This window comes from Pseudomonas sp. PGPR N4 (genome assembly GCF_059693665.1).
In genome coordinates, this window is the sequence record NZ_JCAUKV010000005.1 from 154,995 (window position 1) to 176,093 (window position 21,099).

Sequence of the window (21,099 nt, forward strand, 5' to 3'; positions counted from 1 at the left end):
ATGCAAGGCGCGATGCTTCGTCAGCAGCCTCCTGCACCCGGCCGTAACAAGCCGGTGCCGCGCGGTGCCAGCCGAATGGTGGCCCAGGAGCCGATGTCTGCGCGCCTGCCCAAGGCCAACTTCAGCGTGCTCAAGCGCTTGCTGTGGCCGGTGCTGCTGGTTGCTGCGGGCTTTGCTGCCTACGAAGGCGCTGTGCGGTTGATGCCTTACGCTGACCGGCCGATCACCAAGATCGCCGTGCAGGGTGACCTCAGCTACATCAGCCAGCAGGCGGTGCAGCAACGTATCGCCCCGTTTGTAGCGGCCAGCTTCTTCAGTGTCGACCTGGGCGCGATGCGTGCCGAGCTTGAACAGATGCCGTGGATAGCCCACGCCGAAGTGCGCCGGGTCTGGCCGGACGAAGTGGTCATTCGCCTGGAAGAACAACTGCCCGTGGCGCGCTGGGGGGATCAGGCGTTGCTCAACAACCAGGGCGAAGCGTTCACCCCGCGCGAGCTGGCCAACTACGAGCACCTGCCGCAGCTGTTCGGCCCGCAGCGCGCTCAGCAACAAGTCATGCAGCAGTATCAGGTGTTGAGCCAGATGCTGCGCCCGATGGGCTTCTCGATTGCGCGGCTGGAGCTGCGTGAACGTGGCAGCTGGTTCCTGACCACCGGTGCCGGCAGTGCCGGCCCAGGTATCGAACTGCTGCTCGGGCGCGACCATCTGGTCGAAAAGATGCGCCGTTTCATTGCCATATACGACAAGACACTCAAAGAGCAGATCACCAATATCGCCCGCATTGATCTGCGCTACGCCAACGGCCTGGCTGTTGGCTGGCGGGAACCGATTGCACCGACGACGGCCCAACCCGCCGTTGCGAAGAATTAGAGAGAGGCAGGACCATGGCAAACGCGCATAGCGGCAAAATGATCGTCGGGCTGGACATTGGCACTTCCAAGGTGGTGGCGCTGGTCGGTGAAGTCGGCGAAGACGGCACCCTGGAGATCGTCGGGATCGGCACTCATCCCTCCCGCGGCCTGAAGAAGGGCGTGGTGGTGAACATCGAGTCGACCGTGCAGTCGATCCAGCGTGCCGTCGAAGAAGCCCAGTTGATGGCGGGCTGCCGCATTCACTCGGCCTTTGTCGGTGTGGCCGGCAATCACATCCGCAGCCTCAACTCGCACGGCATCGTCGCGATTCGCGACCGCGAAGTCAGCACGGCCGACCTCGAGCGCGTGCTCGACGCTGCCCAGGCGGTGGCGATTCCGGCTGACCAGCGCGTGCTGCACACCCTGCCGCAGGACTACGTGATCGACAACCAGGAAGGCGTTCGCGAGCCGCTGGGTATGTCGGGCGTGCGTCTGGAAGCCAAGGTGCACGTGGTGACCTGCGCGGTCAACGCGGCGCAGAACATCGAGAAGTGCGTACGCCGCTGCGGCCTGGAAATCGACGACATCATCCTCGAGCAACTGGCCTCGGCCTACTCGGTGCTGACCGATGACGAGAAAGAACTCGGCGTGTGCCTGGTCGACATCGGCGGTGGCACCACCGATATCGCCATCTTCACCGAAGGCGCGATCCGCCACACCGCAGTGATCCCGATTGCCGGCGACCAGGTCACCAACGACATCGCCATGGCCCTGCGTACACCGACTCAGTACGCCGAAGAAATCAAGATTCGCTACGCCTGCGCCCTGGCCAAGCTGGCCGGTGCCGGCGAAACCATCAAGGTGCCAAGCGTTGGCGACCGACCGCCGCGCGAACTGTCGCGTCAGGCCCTGGCCGAGGTGGTCGAGCCGCGCTACGACGAGCTGTTCACCCTGATTCAGGCTGAGCTGCGTCGCAGCGGCTACGAAGACCTGGTCCCAGCCGGCATCGTCCTCACCGGCGGCACGGCGAAGATGGAAGGCGCGGTGGAACTGGCCGAAGAGATTTTCCACATGCCCGTGCGCCTCGGCGTCCCACACAGCGTGCGTGGCCTCAGCGACGTGGTACGCAACCCGATTTACTCCACCGGTGTGGGCCTGCTCACCTACGGTCTGCTCAAGCAGTCCGAGGACCTGACCCTGACCGGCAATAGCAACAGCAGCAACAGCTATGGCGAGGAACCGAAGGCTCCAGTGCTTGAGCGTCTCAAGCGTTGGGTCCAGGGCAACTTCTAAGTTTCAAAGCAGTAGTGGTAGGCGAAACAACTAGAGAACTGTAAGGAGAGGGAAAATGTTCGAGCTCGTAGACAACGTCCCGCAAAGCCCGGTCATCAAGGTGATCGGCGTCGGTGGTGGTGGTGGCAACGCCGTCAATCACATGGTCAAAAGCAGCATTGAAGGCGTCGAGTTCATCTGCGCCAACACTGATGCCCAGGCGCTGAAAAGCATTGGCGCACGGACCATTCTGCAACTGGGTACTGGTGTTACCAAGGGCCTTGGTGCCGGTGCCAATCCGGAAGTCGGTCGTCAGGCCGCGCTGGAAGACCGTGAGCGCATTGCCGAGGTGCTGCAGGGCACCAACATGGTCTTCATCACCACTGGCATGGGTGGCGGTACCGGTACCGGTGCAGCGCCGATCATCGCCGAAGTGGCCAAGGAAATGGGCATCCTCACCGTTGCGGTGGTGACCCGTCCGTTCCCGTTCGAAGGCCGCAAGCGTATGCAGATCGCCGATGAAGGCATCCGCATGCTGGCTGAAAGCGTCGACTCGCTGATCACCATCCCCAACGAGAAGCTGCTGACCATTCTCGGCAAGGACGCCAGCCTGCTGTCGGCCTTTGCCAAGGCTGACGATGTGCTGGCTGGTGCCGTGCGCGGTATCTCCGACATCATCAAGCGTCCCGGCATGATCAACGTCGACTTTGCCGACGTGCGCACAGTGATGGGCGAGATGGGCATGGCGATGATGGGCACTGGCTGCGCCAGCGGTCCGAACCGTGCGCGCGAGGCCACCGAAGCGGCCATTCGCAACCCGCTGCTCGAAGACGTCAACCTGCAGGGTGCCCGCGGTATCCTGGTGAATATCACCGCAGGTCCTGACCTGTCGCTGGGCGAGTACTCCGACGTCGGTAGCATCATCGAAGCCTTCGCCTCCGACCACGCGATGGTCAAGGTCGGTACCGTGATCGACCCGGACATGCGCGACGAGCTGCACGTAACCGTCGTGGCCACTGGCCTGGGTGCGCGCATCGAGAAGCCGGTCAAGGTTGTCGACAATACTTTGCAGACCGCTCAAGCGGCCTACGAGGCGTCGAACCCGGCTCCAGCTCGCCAGGAGCAGCCAGCGGTCAACTACCGTGACCTGGAGCGTCCAACCGTGATGCGTAACCAGGCCCATGCAGGTGCCGCCGCAGCCGCTAAACTCAACCCGCAAGATGACTTGGATTACCTGGACATCCCAGCCTTCCTCCGTCGTCAGGCTGATTGATGGAATTTATCAGGGCTATAAAGGTGATTGGTATTCAGCAAAGGACGGGTCTGTTATCATCCTCAGCCTTTGTTGATACCAATTCGCAATTTGCGCTGAAGCGGCCAATGCCATGATTAAACAACGCACCCTGAAGAACATTATCCGTGCCACAGGTGTCGGTCTGCACTCCGGTGAGAAGGTCTACCTGACCCTCAAGCCTGCGCCTGTGGATACCGGCATCGTCTTCCGCCGCGCCGACCTCGATCCTGTGGTCGAGATTCCGGCTCGTGCGGCCAACGTTGGCGAGACAACCATGTCGACGACGTTGGTCAACGGTGACGTCAAGGTCGATACGGTCGAGCACTTGCTCTCCGCCATGGCGGGTCTGGGCATCGATAACGCCTACGTCGAGCTCTCCGCCTCGGAAGTGCCGATCATGGATGGCAGCGCCGGTCCCTTTGTATTCCTGATTCAGTCTGCCGGCCTGGAAGAGCAGGACGCAGCCAAGAAGTTCATCCGCATCCTGCGGGAAGTGTCAGTGGAGGATGGCGACAAGCGCGCAACCTTCCTGCCTTTCGAAGGGTTCAAGGTGAGCTTCGAGATCGACTTCGATCACCCGGTCCTCAAGGACCAGACCCAAAGTGCCAGCGTCGACTTCTCCAGCACCTCGTTCGTGAAAGAAGTCAGCCGTGCACGGACCTTCGGGTTCATGCGCGACATCGAGTATCTGCGCGAGCAGAATCTGGCACTGGGTGGCAGCGTCGATAACGCCATCGTTGTCGATGAGACTGGCGTGCTCAACGAAGACGGCCTTCGCTCCGAAGACGAGTTCGTCAAGCACAAGATTCTCGATGCCATCGGCGATCTGTATCTGCTCGGCAACAGCTTGATCGGCGAGTTCAAGGGCTACAAGTCCGGACACGCGCTGAACAACCAGCTGCTGCGCAAGCTGATTGCAGAAAAAGATGCCTGGGAAGTGGTCACCTTCGAAGATGCCAGTACGGCACCGATCTCCTACATGCGCCCTGTTGCGGCTGTGTAAGTTCGAACACTCTCTAGTTCATTGAGGCCACCTTCGGGTGGCCTTTTTATTGCGCCAGATTCAACGCTGATCCTTGTGCTGGGCATGGCTGGCCAGACGTTCCAGAGCTGCCTTGAGCTTGGGGTCGTCAATGCCTGCGGCCGTTTCGCGCAGGCTCTGCGCGGCATCGCCGGAGAGCTGAGTCGGATGCCCGCCGCGTTTGGCCGGGATCACTGGTGGCTGCACCTTGAACAGGATCCGCCGCAGGTTGGCGAACACTTCAAGTTCGATCAGTTGCCGTTGCAGGCGTTTTTGCTGATAGCGCAGGCGCGTGGCCCAGTGGCCATCGGTGACTACCAGCAGCAACACACCGTCGCGCCAGGAGGCCACGTGGCAGTGCTCACGGGCCGCCGGTTGCAGCTGACTTTCGAGCAAACGCTGCAGATGCACCAGGCGTTCAGCCTGATTGAGCAGCAGCCGTAGCGGTCGGACTTCACGCAGGAGCGCGGCCGGCAGCCGGGCGGGCGAGGGTTTGTAAGCCATGACGGTACGCAGGAAGTTACAGAATGGCCATCTTAGCATCTGCGTGCGCAGCGCTGATTGATTGCCGGTGGCGACAGATGATGCAGTTGCCCTGGATCAGCACGCAATGACCGGGGGCAAGGCATGTTGTGCAGGATAATAGCGATTCTCGGCAGCTTTCATCTTCAGCAAACCTTGAACTTGTAATAATCACCCTCATCTAAGAACCGTCCCCACCCTAGCGCTGTGCCAGCATCGTGGCAATCGACCACTTTCCTCACCATCGTTTCCGGGTAGAATGCTCGTTCGCATGCGGCCCAAGGGCTGCTCGGGCGACTCATGGGGCCGCCCTCCATCCCTAAGTGTGGAAGATCCTGCCGATATGTTTGCGCCTTTGTTAAAGAAACTTTTTGGAAGCAAGAACGAGCGCGAGATCAAACGCCTGCTCAAGACGGTGACCACCGTCAATGCCTTCGAAGAGAAAATGTTGGCCCTCTCCGATGAGCAACTGCGCGGCAAGACCGCCGAGTTCAAAGAGCGTCTGGCCAAAGGCGAAACCCTCGACCAACTGCTGCCGGAAGCCTTTGCTGTAGCCCGCGAGGCCGGCAAGCGTGTGATGGGTATGCGCCACTTCGACGTCCAGCTGATCGGCGGCATGACCTTGCATGAAGGCATGATCGCAGAGATGCGTACCGGTGAAGGCAAGACCTTGGTCGGTACCTTGGCGGTGTACCTCAACGCTTTGTCCGGCAAGGGCGTGCACGTGGTCACGGTCAACGACTATCTGGCCCGCCGCGACGCCAACTGGATGCGCCCGCTGTACGAATTCCTCGGCCTCTCGGTTGGCATCGTCTCGGCCTTTCAGCCGCCGGAAGACAAGCGCGCCGCCTATGCTGCCGACATCACCTACGGCACCAACAACGAATTCGGTTTCGATTACCTGCGCGACAACATGGCCTTCAGCGTCGACGAGAAGTTCCAGCGTGAGCTGAACTTCGCCGTGATCGACGAAGTCGACTCGATCCTGATCGACGAAGCGCGGACCCCGCTGATCATCTCCGGCCAGGCTGAAGACAGCTCCAAGCTGTATATCGAAATCAACCGCCTGATCCCGCAGCTGACCCAGCACATCGAAGAAGTCGAAGGCCAGGTCACCCAGGAAGGCCACTTCTCGATCGATGAGAAGAGCCGTCAGGTCGAGCTCAACGAAGCCGGCCACCAGTACATCGAAGAGATGCTCACCCAGGCCGGCTTGCTGGCTGAAGGCGAGAGCCTCTATTCGGCGCACAACCTGGGCCTGCTGACCCACGTCTATGCCGGCCTGCGCGCGCACAAGCTGTTCCACCGCAACGTCGAGTACATCGTCCAGGACGGTCAGGTGCTGCTGATCGACGAGCACACCGGTCGGACCATGCCGGGTCGTCGTCTCTCCGAGGGCCTGCACCAGGCCATCGAAGCGAAGGAAAACCTGAACATCCAGGCCGAAAGCCAGACCCTGGCTTCGACCACCTTCCAGAACTACTTCCGTCTGTACAACAAGCTGTCCGGCATGACCGGTACTGCAGACACCGAAGCGTTCGAATTCGCTCAGATCTACAACCTCAACGTGATGGTCATTCCGCCGAACAAGCCGTTGGCGCGTAAAGACTTCAACGACCTGGTGTACCTGACCGCCGAAGAGAAGTACCTGGCGATCATTGCCGACATCAAGGAAAGCATGTCCAGCGGGCGTCCAGTATTGGTCGGTACGGCGACCATCGAGACCTCCGAGCATATGTCGGCCTTGCTCAACAAGGAAGGCATCGAGCACAAGGTGCTCAACGCCAAGTACCACGAAAAAGAAGCCGAGATCATTGCCCAGGCCGGTGCGCCAGGCGCTTTGACCATCGCCACCAACATGGCCGGCCGTGGTACCGACATCCTTCTGGGCGGCAACTGGGAGTCGGAAGTCGCGGCACTCGAAAACCCGACCGCCGAGCAGATTGCGCACATCAAGGCCGACTGGCAGAAGCGTCATCAGCAAGTGATCGAGGCCGGCGGCCTGCACGTGATCGCCTCCGAGCGCCACGAGTCGCGCCGCATCGACAACCAGCTGCGCGGCCGTTCCGGTCGTCAGGGTGACCCGGGTTCGAGCCGCTTCTACCTGTCGCTGGAAGACAGCCTGATGCGCATCTTTGCCTCTGACCGGGTGAAGAACTTCATGAAGGCCCTGGGCATGCAGTCCGGTGAAGCCATCGAGCACCGCATGGTGACCAACGCCATCGAAAAAGCTCAGCGCAAGGTCGAAGGGCGCAACTTCGATATTCGTAAGCAACTGCTCGAATACGATGACGTGGCCAACGAACAGCGCAAAGTGATCTACCACATGCGCAACAGCCTGCTGGCTGCGCAGGACTTGGGCGGCACCATCGAAGAGTTCCGTAAGGAAGTCCTCGATACCACCATCAGCCAGCATATTCCGCCGCAATCGCTGCCTGAGCAGTGGGATGTGGCCGGTCTCGAAGCGGCGCTGGCCAGCGATTTCGCGATCAAGCTGCCGATCCAGCAATGGTTGGATGAAGACGACCACCTGTACGAAGAAACCCTGCGTGAGAAGCTCCTGAGCGAGATCACCAGCGCATACACCGAGAAAGAAGATCAGGCCGGCGAAGAGGCTCTGCGCACCTTCGAGAAGCAGATCCTGCTGCGCGTGCTGGACGACCTGTGGAAAGACCACCTGTCGACCATGGACCACCTGCGTCACGGTATTCACCTGCGTGGTTATGCGCAGAAGAACCCGAAGCAGGAGTACAAGCGCGAGTCGTTCACCCTGTTCCAGGAACTGCTCGATTCGATCAAGCGCGATGCCATCCGTGTGCTGTCGCACGTACAGGTTCGCCGCGAAGACCCGATCGAAGAAGAAGCCCGTCTGCGTCGCGACGCCGAAGAGCTGGCCCAGCGCATGCAGTTTGAACATGCGCCGGCACCAGGCCTGGAAAGCGAGCAGCTGAGCGAAGAGGGCGTTGAAGTCGCCGTTGCCGCCGCGCCGGTTCGCAACGACCAGAAGCTGGGTCGCAACGAGCCATGCTGGTGTGGTTCGGGCAAGAAGTTCAAGCATTGCCACGGCACCATTGAGTGATGCGAGTGATGCAAGTGATCTAAGGCCGCTGCTGGCTTGAGATTTTTGGGCTGCTTTGCAGCTCATCGCGACACAAGGCCGCTCCTACAGCCACCGTAAAGGTGTCAGTTGGGGCGGCTTTGTTTCATGGAACCTATCTGTTTTTATCTAGGAGCGCTCTAATGGCTGTTGGTCTTGGTCCTTTGCCCACCCTGCACCCGGTTCCCGGTTTTGAACTTGGCATCGCTTCGGCGGGCATCAAGCGCCCTGGGCGCAAGGACGTCGTGGTAATGCGCTGCGCCGAAGGCTCCAGCGTGGCTGGCGTGTTCACCCTCAACGCGTTCTGCGCGGCGCCGGTGATCCTCGCCAAGCAACGCGTGCAGGGCACCGTGCGTTACCTGCTGACCAATACCGGCAATGCCAACGCCGGTACCGGCGCACCAGGCCTGGCCGCCGCTGAGCGCACCTGTGCCAAGCTGGCCGAGCTGACCGGCGTTGACGCCCAGGCGGTGCTGCCGTTCTCCACCGGTGTGATCGGTGAGCCGCTGCCGGTCGAGAAGATCGAGGCCGCGCTGCAGGCTGCACTGGACAACCTTTCGGAAAATCACTGGGCTGAAGCCGCTACCGGCATCATGACCACCGACACCCTGCCCAAGGGTGCCAGCCGTCAGTTCCAGTTCGATGGCCAGACCATCACCGTCACCGGCATCAGTAAAGGCGCCGGCATGATTCGCCCGAACATGGCGACCATGCTTGGCTACATCGCTACCGACGCCAAGGTCGCTCCGGCGGTGCTCAAGGACCTGATCCTCGACGGCGCCAACAAGTCGTTCAACCGCATCACCATCGATGGCGATACCTCGACCAACGACTGCTGCATGCTGATTGCCACCGGCCAGGCCAAGGTCGCTGAAGTGACCGAAGCCAAGGGCGAGCTGTTCGACGCCTTGAAGCAGGCAGTGTTCGAAGTGTGTATGGAAGTCGCCCAGGCGATCGTGCGTGACGGCGAAGGCGCGACCAAGTTTGTTACCGTGCAGGTCAACGGTGGTGGCAATCATCAGGAATGCCTCGACGTTGGTTATGCCGTGGCGCATTCGCCGCTGATCAAGACTGCGCTGTTCGCCTCCGATCCCAACTGGGGCCGTATCCTCGCTGCCGTCGGCCGCGCTGGCGTGCCTGAGCTGGACGTCAGCCTGATCGATGTTTTCCTCGGTGACGTGTGCATCGCCAGCAAAGGCGGGCGCAGCCCAAGCTACACCGAAGAGCAAGGCTCCAAGGTGATGGCTGAAGAAGAGATCACCATCCGCATCGAACTGGGTCGCGGCCAGTGCAGCGAGACCATCTGGACCACCGATCTGTCCCACGAGTACGTCAAGATCAACGCCGAATACCGGACCTGATCATTGGCCTGCGCCCTGGTCTGGCCACTGGCCGGGGCGCCTGACGCAGCAACGGAGGGTACAAGGTGCAGCGGATTCATGTAGTAGCGGCGGTTATCCGCGGTGGCGACGGGCGGATCCTCATCGCCCGTCGCGCCGATAGCCAGCATCAGGGCGGGCTGTGGGAGTTTCCCGGGGGCAAGGTCGAGGCCGGCGAAAGCGTCGAAGCAGCGCTGGCCCGTGAACTGCGCGAGGAGCTCGGTATCGAGGTCAGCGGATCACGGCCGCTGATCAAGATCAGCCATGACTACCCGGACAAGCAAATCCTGCTCGACGTGCGTGAGGTTGACGCATTCAGCGGCGAGCCGCATGGGGCCGAAGGTCAGCCGCTGGAATGGGTCGCGCCGCGTGACCTGCACCAGTACCAGTTCCCTGCGGCAAACAAGCCCATCGTCGCCGCTGCACGCTTGCCGGATCAGTACCTGATCACCCCTGATGGCCTCGAAGTGCCGCCGATGTTGCGCGGTATCCAGAAGGCTGTGGCCAACGGCATCAAGCTGGTTCAGCTGCGCGCGCCGGACATGTACGACCCCAAGTACCGTGATGTCGCGGTAGATGCGGCTGGACTGTGTGCGGGCAAAGCCCAACTGATGCTCAAAGGTCCGTTGGAATGGTTGGGCGACTTCCCCTCGGCCGGCTGGCACCTGACTGCCGCGCAATTGCGCAAGTACGCCGCCAAGGGCCGGCCGTTCCCGGAGCACCGCTGGTTGGCAGCGTCTTGTCACAATGCCGAAGAGTTGGCTCTGGCGGCGCAGATGGGGGTCGACTTCGTCACTCTGTCGCCAGTCCAGGCGACTCAGACCCACCCCGATGCACTGCCATTGGGTTGGGAGCAGGCCGCGGCGTTGATTGACAGCGTCAGCTTCCCGGTGTTCTTGTTGGGCGGCGTCAGCGCGGCAGACCGTGAGCTTGCCTGGCAGGCAGGCGCCCAAGGTGTGGCGGGTATCCGCGCGTTCTGGCCTGAGCTTTAAACAGGGGCCGCTTTGCGGCCCTTCGCGGGCAAGCCCGCTCCCACAAGGTCCTGTGGGAGCGGGCTTGCCCGCGAAGGGCTGCGAAGCAGCCCCAAATCAGCAACTGGATTGCAGGATCAAGCCTCAGGCTTTTTCGCCGCCTGCCACAGCACTTCTGCAACGCCCTGACGGCGGCCAATGATACGCGCTGCAACAAACAGCAAATCCGACACCCGATTGATATACGCCAAGCCAACCCCTTCCAGCGGCTCCAGCGCATTCAGCGCCTGGCAGCGGCGCTCGGCGGTGCGCGCCTGGCTGCGGCACACGTGGGCTTGCGCGATCAAGGCCGAGCCGCTGGGCAGGATGAAGTTTTCCAGCGGCCCAAGTTCGTCGTTCCAGAGGTCGATGGCTGCTTCAAGGCGCTCGACTTCAGCCTGGTTCAGCGCCTGATAACTAGGCATCGCCAGCTCGCCACCAAGGTCGAACAAGCGGTGCTGGCAAGGCGCGAGCACCTCGCTCAACTCGCTCAGCCCGGCCTCACTCAGCCCTGCCAAGAGCACGCCTAGCTGGCTGTTGAGCGTGTCGACCTCGCCAATCGCCTCGATCCGAGGGTGGTCCTTGGGCACACGGCGGCCGTCGCCGAGGCCGGTTTCGCCTTTGTCACCGGTGCGGGTGTAGATTTTCGACAGGCGAAAGCCCATGTCATGTCTCCGTTGGGGCCGGTGCTGCAGGCACGGGCGAGCCGAGGGGCAGGCGCAGGGTGAAGCAGGTGCCCTGGCCGGGCGAGGACTGCACCTCCATCTGCCCCTTGTGGTTGTTGGTGATGATGAAATACGAAACCGATAGGCCCAGGCCTGTGCCCTGGCCGATCTCCTTGGTGGTGAAGAACGGCTCGAAGGTACGCTTGCGCACCGCTTCGGGCATGCCGATGCCGTTGTCCTCGACCTGAATTTCCGCCCACGGCGGATTGAGCCGGGTGCGCAGGATGATGCGGCCTGGCTCGCTCGGTTGCGGGCGCAGGTGGATCGCCTGGGCGGCGTTCTTCAACAGGTTGAGCAGTACTTGTTCAAGCTCGTTGGCGGTACATGGCACCGGCCCCAGTTGCGGGTCGAACTGGCGGACGATGGCCTGGCCCTTGAAGTCGAAACCAATTGCCAGATCGAAGTCGTTGCCGGCAATTTCCACCGCCTGGTCGATCAGCGCGGGCAGGCTGCAGGGGGCCAGCTGGCGATTGCTGAGACGGCTGAAACTGAGCATGTGGGTGACGATCTTGGCCGCACGGGCTCCCGCCTGCTGGATGCCGTCGAGCAACTGCGGCACTTCGCGGCTGTGCAGGTAGCGGTTGATCTCGGCCAGGTCCAGGCCAAGCTCGGCGGCCTGTTCCTGGTTGCGCGGCAGGTCGGGCGACAAGCGCCGGCGGATGTTCTGCACGTTGTGCAGAATCGCCCCGAGTGGGTTGTTGATCTCGTGGGCCATGCCTGCGGCGAGGCCGCCCACCGAGAGCATCTTCTCTGACTGCACCATCATCTCTTCCAGCGATAGGCGCTGGGTGATGTCATCGATACGGATCACCACGCCGCGGCCGCCACCGCCGGTCAGTGGGTAGAAGGTCAGCGCGTAATGGCGGGCGTCGTCACCTTTGGGCCAGGTGACCCGCTCGATCTTGGTCACCCGGTGCTTTTCGACGGTGTCTTTGAGTTGCGGCAAGAACGGCTTGAGCGGCTCGAAGGCGATAAAGATCGGCTGGTTCAGCGCCTCGTCCAGGCGCGTGCCGGAGAGGGCGCTGGCTTCCTGGTTCCACTGAGTCACGTACAACTGCTCATCGAGTGCTATCAGCGCCGATGGCATCGAATCGATGATGCTGTTGAGGTAGTTCTGGAAACCCGTGAGCTTCTTCTCGATCTTGCTGCGAACCTGAACCTCCAGCTCCAGCTTGCGGTTGGTATTGCGGGTTTCTTCGGCCAGGCCCTGGGCCTGGTCGTAGGCGGTCTGGAATTCGTCGCGGGTGCGCTTGAGCTGCTGCTCGCGGGCCTCGATGCGCGACAGCATGGTATTGAAGGCGTTGGCCAGGCTGCCGATCTCATCGTCGTTGCCGCGCTGCGCGCGCATGGCATAGCTCTCTTCGCGGGTGACCTGGCGGCTGAGTTCTTCCAGCTGATTGATCGGCTGGGTGATCAGCCGTTTGATCTGCCGGGCGATCACCAGCCAGAGCAGGATGCTGAACACCAGAATCGCCAGGCTGGCGGTCAGCGTGCCGGTGTAGAACGCGGTCGGCAGCTCGCTGCTGGCTACCAGAAGGAGAAACGCCGGCGGGTTGCCCGGACGCGGCAGGCGAATCAGTTGAGTGCTGCGAAACTCCATCAGACGCCAACCGTCGATGTTGCGATAGCGCTTGGGCAGGGCCAGCGGTTCGCCGTGCTGCAGTTGCGCGAGCATGCGCCCGTCGCTGCCGTAGACCGCTGCGGCGCGCAGTGGGGTGTAGCTGTCGAGTTCCTTGAGCAGGGCGTTGGCGTTATCGCTGGAATCACCGGCGCGGGCCGACAGCTGCGGGTTGGCGACCAGCCTGCCGATGGTTTGCAGCGCCTGTGGCGCCATGCTTTCCTGGGTGATCCAGTAGGCCGCGCTGATAAAGGCCAGGTTGGCCACCAGCAGGATGGTGATCAGCAGTACCAGCAGGGCCGCAAGCAGTTTCTGCCCGACCGGGAGGTTATCCAGGCGTTGGCGCAGTTTCATGGGCAAGGCAGTGTCCGTATTCGGGTCAGAGGGCAGCGATCAGTCACTGGGCAGGCCGCGTGCCTGCAGCTTATCGACCAATCGCTGGCGCAGGTGTTCCAGCTCCACCAGGGCCAGGCCATGGCGGTGGGCGGCGCGGCAGGCGTAGCCGAGCAGGTAATGCAGCTCGGTGCGGCGGCCATGGCGCACGTCTTGATACATGGAAGAATAATTGGCTGCAGTCGCCAGAATCACCCGCTGCACTTCTTCGTTCAAGCCCTCGGCCGCTTGCGGCTGGCCGCAGCAGTGCAGCAGTTGCGCCAGCTCGGCGCACAGCGCATCCACCTCACTCAAGTGTTCGAGCAGGCCACCGTTCTGGCAGTCGTGCAGTACGGTCAGCGGGTTGATCGCGCAGTTCAGGGCCAGCTTGCGCCACAGCCGGCTGAGAATGTCCAGCGTCCACTGGGCGGGGATGCCGGCCTCCTCGAGGTCACTGAACCACTCGGCCGGGGCGGGGTTGAGCGGGTCGCCCAACCAGTTGAAGCCATGCCCGGCAAACTGCACCTGCCAGTCCGCCGGACGAAACGCGCCTTCGGTACTGGAGGCAAAGATACAGCGCGCATGGGGCACCTGATCGGCCACCTCGTCCTGGCTGCCAAGGCCGTTCTGTAACAGAATCAGCTCGGCGCCCACAGCCAGGCGCGGGGCCAGCCTGGCCAGGGCAGGGGCGGCATCGTAGGCTTTACAGGCCACCAGCAAGCGATGAATCGGCGCGTGCGCTTCATCGGCTTCGGCGGGGATGGCAAAAAAGCTGCTGTGCGCTTGCTCGATCAAGGTCAGGCCGCCGACGGCCTGGTACGCCGCCAGGCGCTGCGGGTCGCGCAAGATCAAACGGACCGCCTTACCTGCGCGGGCCAGCCGGCAGGCCCAGAGGCTGCCCAGGCTGCCGGCGCCGAGAATATGCCAGGTGCTGCTCATCTACGTTTCGCAACCCGTTATAATGTGTCCCGCATTTTAACCATCAAACCCTGCGCGCTCCATCTTCACGCTGAGCGCGGCGCTTTCATACTGGAGAACAACCATGCCTTCGTTCGACGTGGTATCGGAACTGGACAAGCACGAAGTGCAGAACGCAGTCGACAACGCCATCAAGGAGCTGGACCGCCGCTACGACCTCAAAGGTAAGGGTAGCTTCGAATTCAAGGAAAAGGACCAGACCGTGCTGATGACCGCCGAGGCCGAGTTCCAGCTCGAGGCGATGGTCGAAATCCTGCGCAGCGCATTGGTCAAGCGCAAGATCGAAGTGAAGTGCCTGGAGGTCAAGGACGCCTATGCCTCGGGCAAGGAAATGAAACAGGAAGCGACCTTCCGCGAAGGCATCGACAAGGAGCTGGCGAAGAAGATCGTCGCCCACATCAAAGACGCCAAGCTCAAGGTCCAGGCCGCCATCCAGGGTGAGCAGGTACGCGTCACCGGCAAGAAGCGTGACGACCTGCAAGAAGCGATTGCCGCACTGCGCGCCAAGGAATTCGACATGCCGCTGCAGTTCAACAACTTCCGCGATTGACCTGGCTGCAGGAACCCCATTGCCACACTGAGGTCCATGGGGCTCCTCGCCGCGGCCTGTCTGCGGCCTGCTTCACTGTGTACATGCCGTTTGGCATCAGGAGAAAGTTATGGATTTGACCAATGAGGTCGATCAACTGGTCCGCCAATCGCAAACCTGGCTGCCATTGATCATGCAATACAGCAGCCGCCTGCTGCTGGCGCTGCTGACCCTGGCGGTTGGCTGGTGGGTTACCAACAAGCTCAGCGCCCGCCTGGGCAAGCTGGTTGGGCTGCGCAACGCCGATCCGGCCTTGCAGGGCTTCATCAGTACCTTGGCAAATATCATCCTCAAGATCTTGCTGCTGGTCAGCGTCGCTTCGACGATCGGCATCGAAACAACCTCGTTCGTCGCGGCGATCGGTGCTGCCAGCCTGGCCATTGGCATGGCGTTGCAGGGTAGCCTGGCCAACTTCGCAGGTGGTGTGCTGATCTTGCTGTTCCGCCCGTTCCGCACCGGCGACTGGATCGAGGCGCAAGGCGTCAGCGGTACTGTCGACAGCATCCAGATCTTCCACACGGTGCTGCGCACCGGTGACAACAAGACCGTAATCATGCCCAACGGCAGCTTGTCCAATGGCATCATCACCAACACCAACCGTCAGCCGACGCGCAAGGTGGTGTTCGATGTGGGCGTTGATTACGAAGCTGACCTGCAGAAGGCCCGCAACGTGCTGCTGGAGCTGGCCAACGACCCGCGCGTGCTGCCGGACCCGGCGCCGCAGGCGGTGATCTCCACCCTGGGCGACAGCTCGATCACGGTATCCCTGCGTCTGTGGACGAAAACGGCCGACTACTGGGACGTGATGTTCATGCTCAACGAGCGCACTCGCGACCGGCTCAAGGCAGAAGGGATCGATATCCCGTTCCCGCAACGGGTGATCCGCGTGGTGCAGGAGACTGCCGCGCAGTAAACCGCGTTCGCTGTAACTGCGCGGGCTTGTTCCGCGGATGTACCCGCCGCAACGATGTTGCTGGCGCTGGGCATTCGCGGGCAAGCCCGCGTTTTGTTTTGTCCCTAATTACACTTGTTCACAGCCAGGACGTGCCATTTCTGGCATATAACCTGACCCCTTTCGTATCCACTGATGTCTGCCATGAAACCACTGCTGTATATCACCCCGGCCCGTGCCTTGCTGTTTGGTCTGACCCTGGCCTTGTTCGAGCTGCTCACTTACCTGGCCAGCGATGCGGTCATGCCGGCCATGCCGGATGTGGTCACCGAGATGAACGCCAGTCCGGAATTTATCCCGCACGCGCTGAACCTGTACCTGCTGGGTGGGGTGGTCCTGCAATGGCTGATCGGCCCGCTGGCCGACCGCTATGGCCGGCGGCCCTTGCTGCTCGCTGGCTGCGTGATCTTTGGTGTGGCCTGCCTGGCGACCTTCTGGGTGCATGACATCGGCCTGTTCAACCTGCTGCGGCTGTTGCAGGGGATCGGCCTGGGCTTTGTCGTCACCGTCAGCTACCCGGCATTGAACGAGGCTTTCAGCGAGGCTGATGCCGTACGCATGATGGCCTTGCTGGCCAATATCGCCTTGCTTTCGCCCTTGCTCGGGCCGCTGGTGGGCACGTTGATGCTGCAGTGGCTGGACTGGCGCTGGTTGTTCGTGGCTTTTGCCGTGGGTGCGCTGCTGACCCTCGGGCTGCTGTATCGCTTCATGCCGGAAACCCTCGGCGTCGAGCGCCGCGACGGTAGCCGCCTGCCGTTCACGCCGATTCACTTGCTGCCGCTGTTGTCTGGTTATGCCCAGTTGCTGAGCAATCGTCGCTTCGTCGCCGGCAGCGCTGCGCTGGGCCTGGTCGGCTTGCCGCTGATCGGTTGGATCGGCCTGTCGCCGGTGCTGCTGATTCACGACGAGGGGCTGAGCAAGATGGCCTATGCCTTGTGGCAACTGCCGGTGTTCGGTGGCTTGATCGCGGGCAACCTGATCATCAACAGCATCGCTGAGCGCTACCCATTGCCTGCGCTGGTGCGCGGCGCACTGTGGCCGTATCTGGCGGGGTTGGGCCTGATGATGCTGGCTACCTGGCTGTGGCCGTCAGTTACCAGCGTGGTTGCGGGCATGACCCTGTATGCGCTGGGGCTGGGCGTGGCCAATGCTGTGCTGTACCGCATGACTTTGTTCGCCAGCGAGCAGAGCAAGGGCCTGGTTTCAGCCATGCTCGGCATGATCACCATTGCCGTATTGGGTCTGGGTGGCGCGCTGCTGGCGATGATTGGCGCTGGCGCCAGCTTGCTGCACTTCGCCGTCCTCGCCGGCATAGCCGGGGCGCTGGCGCTGGTGCCGCTGTGGTTTGTGGTGGGTGGCAAGGGCGCTGGCGCGACCGTCGCGCAGTGAAGCGAGCGCCGCTGTGCCTGTGCAGGCGACAGCGGCGCAACGCTCTGTCAGGGCTGGTCCGCGGTAGGGCCAGGCACCGGCTCCAGCTTGCCGCGCCGTGCCTCCTGGCGCCACTGCAGGAGGATCAGGATCAACGTAGGCACGCCCAGCAGCGCGGTAATCAGGAAGAAGTCGTGGTAGCCAAACTTCTCCACGATTACACCTGAGTAACCCCCGATCAGCCGCGGCAACAGCAGCATGATCGAGCTCAGCAGGGCGTATTGGGTGGCCGAGAACTTCAGGTTGGTCAGGCTCGACAGGTAGGCAACGAACGCCGAAGTGGCCATCCCGGAACTGAAGTTGTCCAGCGAGATGGTGACCACCAGCATCTCCACGTTCGGTCCCATGTCGGCCAGCATCAGGAACAGGATGTTGGTGCTGGCCGAGGCGACGCCGCCGATGAACAGGATCGGCATGATGCCGAAACGCACGATCAGCAAACCGCCGGCGCCGGCGCCAAGCAGGGTCATGATCAGGCCGAAGATCTTGCTGACGCTGGCGATCTGGTCCTTGGTGAAGCCCATGTCGATGTAGAACACGTTGGCCATCACGCCCATGACCGTATCGGACATGCGATAGGTAGCGATCAGCCCGAGCAGCAGCAACGCCTGCCAGCGATAGCGGGCGATGAAGTCGTTTACCGGCGTCAGCACCGGCGCCAGGCCACGGCGGCCGAGCGATGACAGGCAGGCCCAGGTCAACAGTGCGTAGAGGACCAGGCGCATGAAGGCGCGGTCCTCCAGCACCAGTTGCACCACGGTCGAGTCGCCAAACACCACGCTGGCCCAGTCGGTGTTGTACAGCTGGGTGAAGCTGGCCGGCACCGACACCAGCAGAATGATCAGCACGAACACTGACGCCAACTGATGGCTCAAGCCATAGCGAGCAGCCGACAGCTGCGTGCGCAGCGGCACTGGCGGTTCGCGCATGATCAGCGTGGTGAACACGGCCGGTAGCATGATCACGCCGAACAGCACATAGGTGCCGGTCCAGGCCTGGTGCAGATAACTGAAGCCAGTGGAGCCGAACCATTCAGCGAAGAACAGCGCGCCGGCCGTGGCCAGCAGGGCGGCAACCCGGTAGCCGGCCATGTAGCTGGCGGCAAGCGCAGCCTGGCGCTGGTCATCGGCGATTTCCAGGCGGTAGGCGTCGACGGCGATGTCCTGGGTTGCCGAGGCGAAGGCCACCAGCACCGCCAGGGCGATCAGCCAGGACAGGTGTTTTTGCGGATCGCACAGGCCCATGCCGACCAAGCCGATGACCACCAGTACTTGCGACAACAGCAGCCAGGAGCGACGTCGGCCAAGCCCGCCGAGCAGCGGCAGGCGCCATTGGTCGAGCAGTGGCGACCAGACCCACTTGAAGGCATAGGCCAGGCCGATCAGGCTGGCATAGCCAATTGTCTCGCGGGCCACACCGGCCTCGCGCAGCCACACTGAAAGGGTTGAGAACACCAGCATGTAGGGCAGGCCGGCAGCGAAGCCCAGCAGCAACAGCACCAGAGTTGACGGGCTGGCATAGGCAGCGAGCGCAGCGCGCCAGGTTTTACGGGGCATGGGCCAATATCTGCCTCAAGGTTACGAAAACAAAGCGCGCACTCTAACCGCTGTGCTCCATCGGGCGCCAGCCATGGCGCAACATATCCACACGATTATTGGCTACATTGACGCCTTCGGCGCGTAGCCGAGCGCGTTGTTCGTCGCCTGAAGGTGTGCCCGGCTGCAGGCTCAGTCGACCACTCGCGCCGATCACTCTGTGCCAGGGCAGGCGGCTGCCCTGCGGCAGTTGGCCCAGCGTGCGCCCGACCCAGCGCGCGGCCCGGCTAAGGCCAGCCAAATCCGCCAACTGGCCATAGCTGACGACCTTACCCTCGGGCACTTGCCCGAGGGCGGTATAGAGTGCCGTTCGTCGGGCTTCGGCATCCTCTGCCGAAAGGCGTGCAGCGCCAGACATCAGGCGCAGCCCGGCGATCGGCGAGATTGCCGGCGAAGTGGCTTATAGATGAGAGTTGAACTCATTGGCATCGGTTTGGTCTGTCCTTGCTCTGGTCGCGCGTATCTGGATAATGCCCGGCTTTTTTCCGCAAACCGAGCCCGTAGTCAGCTTATGTATTCTAGAACCTTGCTCTGCCTTCTCGCCGCTTCCCTGTGTACCCCAGCGTTCGCCGACACCGTCTGGATGAAGAACGGTGACAAGCTCAGTGGCAAGATCAAAGTCTTCGATGGCGGCAAGCTGCTGCTGGAAACGCCCTATGGTGGCTCCATCGCGCTGGACTGGAAACAGGTACAGACCCTCGAAAGCGATCAGGAACTGCTGGTCAAACAGGATGCCTACACCGGCGAAAAAGCCAAGTCGCTGCAGGCAGCCGAGCCGGGCAAGGTGACCCTGGCCAATGGCGAGGCGCCGAAAACCGTCGAGCTGGCCAGCATCGAGCAGATCATGAAGCCGCGGCCAGTAGTTGAGGATCTGGTCTGGAAAGGTAACGTCGACCTGGCCATGGACTTCAAGCGCGCCGAAAACGACACCGACGATTACGATGTCGGTTTCAAGACCTCGGCGCGTCATGGCCGCTGGCGGCACAATGCCCAGGGCGAATACAACCGCGAGAGCAAGGACGACGTCACCACCACCAACAACTGGAGTGGTGAATACGCGCTTGACCGCTTCATCACCGACAAGTGGTTTTGGCAGGGGCGTCTCGAATACAAGCGTGATCATATTGAAGACCTGGCCCGCCAGCGCACGGTCGGTACCGGCCCGGGCTACCAGTTCTGGGACGACGAGTTGGGGGCGTTCTCGCTCGGCTCGCTGCTCAACCGCACCGACTATCAGTACCGCGATGGCGGCAAGGACAATTTCTACTCGGCTGCCATGAAGTGGGATTACACCCGCTACCTGATCGGCAAGAACGTCCAGCTGTTCACCAATGGTGAACTGGGCAAACCGCTGGGTGGGGTTGCCGATTACTCGCTGGATGCCGAAGTCGGCCTGCGCTACAAGGTCACCGAGTGGGCCTCGCTCAATCTCAAGGCCGAGAAGGAAATGATCCAGGGCACCAGCAACAGTGACCTGGACAAGACCCGCTACACAGCGGGCTTTGGCGTCGCCTGGTAAAACCGCTCTGTTGCACTTCTGGCGTGGCGGTCACGGCTGATAAATGCTTATCTTGTCAGCTGACCCGCCTGCCGCCAGGAGCATCTGTTGTGAGTAACGTCGTTACCAACACCGCCCTTCGTCCCGCCCGCGAACTCCTGCTCAAGGAATACCGCGGCGTCCTCTCGACCCATTCCAAGTCGATGCCCGGCTTCCCGTTCGGCTCCGTTGTGCCGTACTGCCTGGATGCCGAGGGTCAGCCGCTGATCCTGATCAGCCGCATCGCCCAGCACACCCACAATCTGCAGAAAGACCCCAAGTGTTCGTTGCTGGTGGGCGAGCGCGAGGCGCTCGATGTGCAGGCAGTCGGCCGGCTGACGGTGATGGCTGAGGCGCACAAGCTGATCGACGGCGAAGCCATCGAAGCGGCGGCGGCTCGCTACTATCGCTACTTCCCGGACGCCGCCAATTACCACAAGGCCCATGACTTCGACTTCTGGTGCCTGCGGCCGGTACGCCATCGCTACATTGGCGGTTTTGGTGCGATTCACTGGCTCGATCAGGTGACGATGGCCAACCCGTTTGCCGGCGCCGCCGAGGCCAGCATGGTCGAACACATGAACAGCGACCACGCAGCGGCCATCGCTCACTATGTCGCCCTGAGCGATCTGCCAGATACGCCTGCCGCTGAATTGGCAGGTATCGACAGCGAAGGGCTGCATCTGCGCATTGGTCAGGCTATCTATTGGCTCCCATTCCCGAAGACTTGCAATACGCCGACACAAGTGCGCGAGGCCTTGGTATTACTGGCCCGCGCCGACAAATGGCCGGCTGTGGATGAAACTCAGGGTTGAAATAGCGACCTTGCGCATCCATCTGTTGTCCTAGTGGAAGGTTG

At 62.0% G+C, this 21,099-nt stretch carries 18 protein-coding genes; 12 read left to right on the forward strand and 6 right to left on the reverse strand.

Annotation, left to right across the window (positions count from 1 at the left end):
- From AC58X1_RS19165 to lpxC, 4 genes are all read left to right on the forward strand, one after another.
- Nucleotides 1–870 carry a cell division protein FtsQ/DivIB gene (locus AC58X1_RS19165; RefSeq protein ID WP_101321987.1) on the forward strand — a complete coding sequence of 290 codons (870 nt, stop codon included), beginning with the start codon at nt 1–3 and terminating at the stop codon, nt 868–870.
- A 14-nt stretch (nt 871–884) separates the two neighbouring features.
- Entirely contained in the window at nt 885–2,144 is a 1,260-nt protein-coding gene (ftsA, locus tag AC58X1_RS19170) for a cell division protein FtsA (RefSeq protein ID WP_101321986.1), read from the forward strand.
- A 55-nt stretch (nt 2,145–2,199) separates the two neighbouring features.
- Complete coding sequence (ftsZ, locus tag AC58X1_RS19175) at nt 2,200–3,396, forward strand: cell division protein FtsZ (protein ID WP_101321985.1); 1,197 nt, start codon at nt 2,200–2,202, stop codon at nt 3,394–3,396.
- A 112-nt stretch (nt 3,397–3,508) separates the two neighbouring features.
- Nucleotides 3,509–4,420 carry a UDP-3-O-acyl-N-acetylglucosamine deacetylase gene (gene lpxC / locus AC58X1_RS19180; protein WP_101321984.1) on the forward strand — a complete coding sequence of 304 codons (912 nt, stop codon included), beginning with the start codon at nt 3,509–3,511 and terminating at the stop codon, nt 4,418–4,420.
- 60 nt (nt 4,421–4,480) lie between these two features.
- On the opposite strand, the gene AC58X1_RS19185 is transcribed toward lpxC, so the two are convergent.
- Nucleotides 4,481–4,942 carry a DUF721 domain-containing protein gene (locus AC58X1_RS19185; RefSeq protein WP_101321983.1) on the reverse strand — a complete coding sequence of 154 codons (462 nt, stop codon included), beginning with the start codon at nt 4,940–4,942 and terminating at the stop codon, nt 4,481–4,483.
- A 361-nt stretch (nt 4,943–5,303) separates the two neighbouring features.
- On the opposite strand from AC58X1_RS19185, the gene secA reads away from it, so the two are divergent.
- From secA to AC58X1_RS19200, 3 genes are all read left to right on the forward strand, one after another.
- On the forward strand, nt 5,304–8,039 hold the full coding sequence (gene secA, locus AC58X1_RS19190) for a preprotein translocase subunit SecA (protein WP_101321982.1): 2,736 nt from the start codon (nt 5,304–5,306) through the stop codon (nt 8,037–8,039).
- A gap of 161 nt (nt 8,040–8,200) precedes the next feature.
- Nucleotides 8,201–9,418 carry a bifunctional glutamate N-acetyltransferase/amino-acid acetyltransferase ArgJ gene (gene argJ, locus AC58X1_RS19195; protein ID WP_101321981.1) on the forward strand — a complete coding sequence of 406 codons (1,218 nt, stop codon included), beginning with the start codon at nt 8,201–8,203 and terminating at the stop codon, nt 9,416–9,418.
- A 65-nt stretch (nt 9,419–9,483) separates the two neighbouring features.
- Nucleotides 9,484–10,428, forward strand: a complete 945-nt coding sequence (locus AC58X1_RS19200; RefSeq protein ID WP_101321980.1) for a Nudix family hydrolase — start codon at nt 9,484–9,486, stop codon at nt 10,426–10,428.
- Nucleotides 10,429–10,544: 116 nt separating this feature from the next.
- On the opposite strand, the gene AC58X1_RS19205 is transcribed toward AC58X1_RS19200, so the two are convergent.
- The 3 genes from AC58X1_RS19205 to AC58X1_RS19215 are packed head-to-tail and all read right to left on the reverse strand — an operon-like array spanning nt 10,545 to nt 14,100.
- Complete coding sequence (locus AC58X1_RS19205) at nt 10,545–11,111, reverse strand: cob(I)yrinic acid a,c-diamide adenosyltransferase (RefSeq protein ID WP_101321979.1); 567 nt, start codon at nt 11,109–11,111, stop codon at nt 10,545–10,547.
- A gap of 1 nt (nt 11,112) precedes the next feature.
- Nucleotides 11,113–13,143: an ATP-binding protein gene (locus AC58X1_RS19210; RefSeq protein WP_101321978.1), complete on the reverse strand. Its 2,031-nt coding sequence runs from the start codon at nt 13,141–13,143 to the stop codon at nt 11,113–11,115.
- A gap of 39 nt (nt 13,144–13,182) precedes the next feature.
- Entirely contained in the window at nt 13,183–14,100 is a 918-nt protein-coding gene (locus AC58X1_RS19215; RefSeq protein ID WP_497429323.1) for a putative 2-dehydropantoate 2-reductase, read from the reverse strand.
- A 103-nt stretch (nt 14,101–14,203) separates the two neighbouring features.
- Here AC58X1_RS19215 and AC58X1_RS19220 point away from each other — a divergent pair, with 103 nt between their 5' ends.
- From AC58X1_RS19220 to AC58X1_RS19230, 3 genes are all read left to right on the forward strand, one after another.
- Nucleotides 14,204–14,689, forward strand: coding sequence for a YajQ family cyclic di-GMP-binding protein (locus AC58X1_RS19220; protein ID WP_101321976.1), 486 nt, complete (start codon nt 14,204–14,206; stop codon nt 14,687–14,689).
- 109 nt (nt 14,690–14,798) lie between these two features.
- Nucleotides 14,799–15,641 carry a mechanosensitive ion channel family protein gene (locus AC58X1_RS19225; protein ID WP_188036613.1) on the forward strand — a complete coding sequence of 281 codons (843 nt, stop codon included), beginning with the start codon at nt 14,799–14,801 and terminating at the stop codon, nt 15,639–15,641.
- Between the two features lie 183 nt (nt 15,642–15,824).
- Complete coding sequence (locus AC58X1_RS19230) at nt 15,825–17,069, forward strand: MFS transporter (protein ID WP_497429324.1); 1,245 nt, start codon at nt 15,825–15,827, stop codon at nt 17,067–17,069.
- A 47-nt stretch (nt 17,070–17,116) separates the two neighbouring features.
- Here the strand turns inward: AC58X1_RS19230 and AC58X1_RS19235 are convergent, their stop codons facing one another.
- Together AC58X1_RS19235 and AC58X1_RS19240 are read right to left on the reverse strand one after the other, a co-directional pair.
- Entirely contained in the window at nt 17,117–18,664 is a 1,548-nt protein-coding gene (locus AC58X1_RS19235) for an AmpG family muropeptide MFS transporter (protein WP_101321973.1), read from the reverse strand.
- A gap of 43 nt (nt 18,665–18,707) precedes the next feature.
- Nucleotides 18,708–19,061 (reverse strand): MGMT family protein, encoded by a 354-nt coding sequence (locus tag AC58X1_RS19240; RefSeq protein WP_497429325.1) that lies wholly within the window; start codon nt 19,059–19,061, stop codon nt 18,708–18,710.
- 153 nt (nt 19,062–19,214) lie between these two features.
- Here AC58X1_RS19240 and AC58X1_RS19245 point away from each other — a divergent pair, with 153 nt between their 5' ends.
- On the forward strand, nt 19,215–20,222 hold the full coding sequence (locus AC58X1_RS19245) for a DUF481 domain-containing protein (RefSeq protein WP_150570625.1): 1,008 nt from the start codon (nt 19,215–19,217) through the stop codon (nt 20,220–20,222).
- Nucleotides 20,223–20,311: 89 nt separating this feature from the next.
- The gene (locus AC58X1_RS19250) at nt 20,312–21,055 is read left to right on the forward strand and encodes a HugZ family pyridoxamine 5'-phosphate oxidase (protein WP_259075966.1); all 744 of its coding nucleotides are present in this window, start codon (nt 20,312–20,314) and stop codon (nt 21,053–21,055) included.
- The last annotated feature ends 44 nt before the right edge of the window (nt 21,056–21,099 follow it).

What these genes read in the sequence shown, in the direction of transcription:
- AC58X1_RS19165 (WP_101321987.1), top strand. Translation starts at nt 1, where the DNA reads ATGCAAGGCGCGATGCTTCGTCAGCAGCCTCCTGCACCCGGCCGTAAC.
- ftsA (WP_101321986.1), top strand. Translation starts at nt 885, where the DNA reads ATGGCAAACGCGCATAGCGGCAAAATGATCGTCGGGCTGGACATTGGC.
- ftsZ (WP_101321985.1), top strand. Translation starts at nt 2,200, where the DNA reads ATGTTCGAGCTCGTAGACAACGTCCCGCAAAGCCCGGTCATCAAGGTG.
- lpxC (WP_101321984.1), top strand. Translation starts at nt 3,509, where the DNA reads ATGATTAAACAACGCACCCTGAAGAACATTATCCGTGCCACAGGTGTC.
- AC58X1_RS19185 (WP_101321983.1), bottom strand. Translation starts at nt 4,942, where the DNA reads ATGGCTTACAAACCCTCGCCCGCCCGGCTGCCGGCCGCGCTCCTGCGT.
- secA (WP_101321982.1), top strand. Translation starts at nt 5,304, where the DNA reads ATGTTTGCGCCTTTGTTAAAGAAACTTTTTGGAAGCAAGAACGAGCGC.
- argJ (WP_101321981.1), top strand. Translation starts at nt 8,201, where the DNA reads ATGGCTGTTGGTCTTGGTCCTTTGCCCACCCTGCACCCGGTTCCCGGT.
- AC58X1_RS19205 (WP_101321979.1), bottom strand. Translation starts at nt 11,111, where the DNA reads ATGGGCTTTCGCCTGTCGAAAATCTACACCCGCACCGGTGACAAAGGC.
- AC58X1_RS19210 (WP_101321978.1), bottom strand. Translation starts at nt 13,143, where the DNA reads ATGAAACTGCGCCAACGCCTGGATAACCTCCCGGTCGGGCAGAAACTG.
- AC58X1_RS19215 (WP_497429323.1), bottom strand. Translation starts at nt 14,100, where the DNA reads ATGAGCAGCACCTGGCATATTCTCGGCGCCGGCAGCCTGGGCAGCCTC.
- AC58X1_RS19220 (WP_101321976.1), top strand. Translation starts at nt 14,204, where the DNA reads ATGCCTTCGTTCGACGTGGTATCGGAACTGGACAAGCACGAAGTGCAG.
- AC58X1_RS19225 (WP_188036613.1), top strand. Translation starts at nt 14,799, where the DNA reads ATGGATTTGACCAATGAGGTCGATCAACTGGTCCGCCAATCGCAAACC.
- AC58X1_RS19230 (WP_497429324.1), top strand. Translation starts at nt 15,825, where the DNA reads ATGAAACCACTGCTGTATATCACCCCGGCCCGTGCCTTGCTGTTTGGT.
- AC58X1_RS19235 (WP_101321973.1), bottom strand. Translation starts at nt 18,664, where the DNA reads ATGCCCCGTAAAACCTGGCGCGCTGCGCTCGCTGCCTATGCCAGCCCG.
- AC58X1_RS19240 (WP_497429325.1), bottom strand. Translation starts at nt 19,061, where the DNA reads ATGTCTGGCGCTGCACGCCTTTCGGCAGAGGATGCCGAAGCCCGACGA.
- AC58X1_RS19245 (WP_150570625.1), top strand. Translation starts at nt 19,215, where the DNA reads ATGTATTCTAGAACCTTGCTCTGCCTTCTCGCCGCTTCCCTGTGTACC.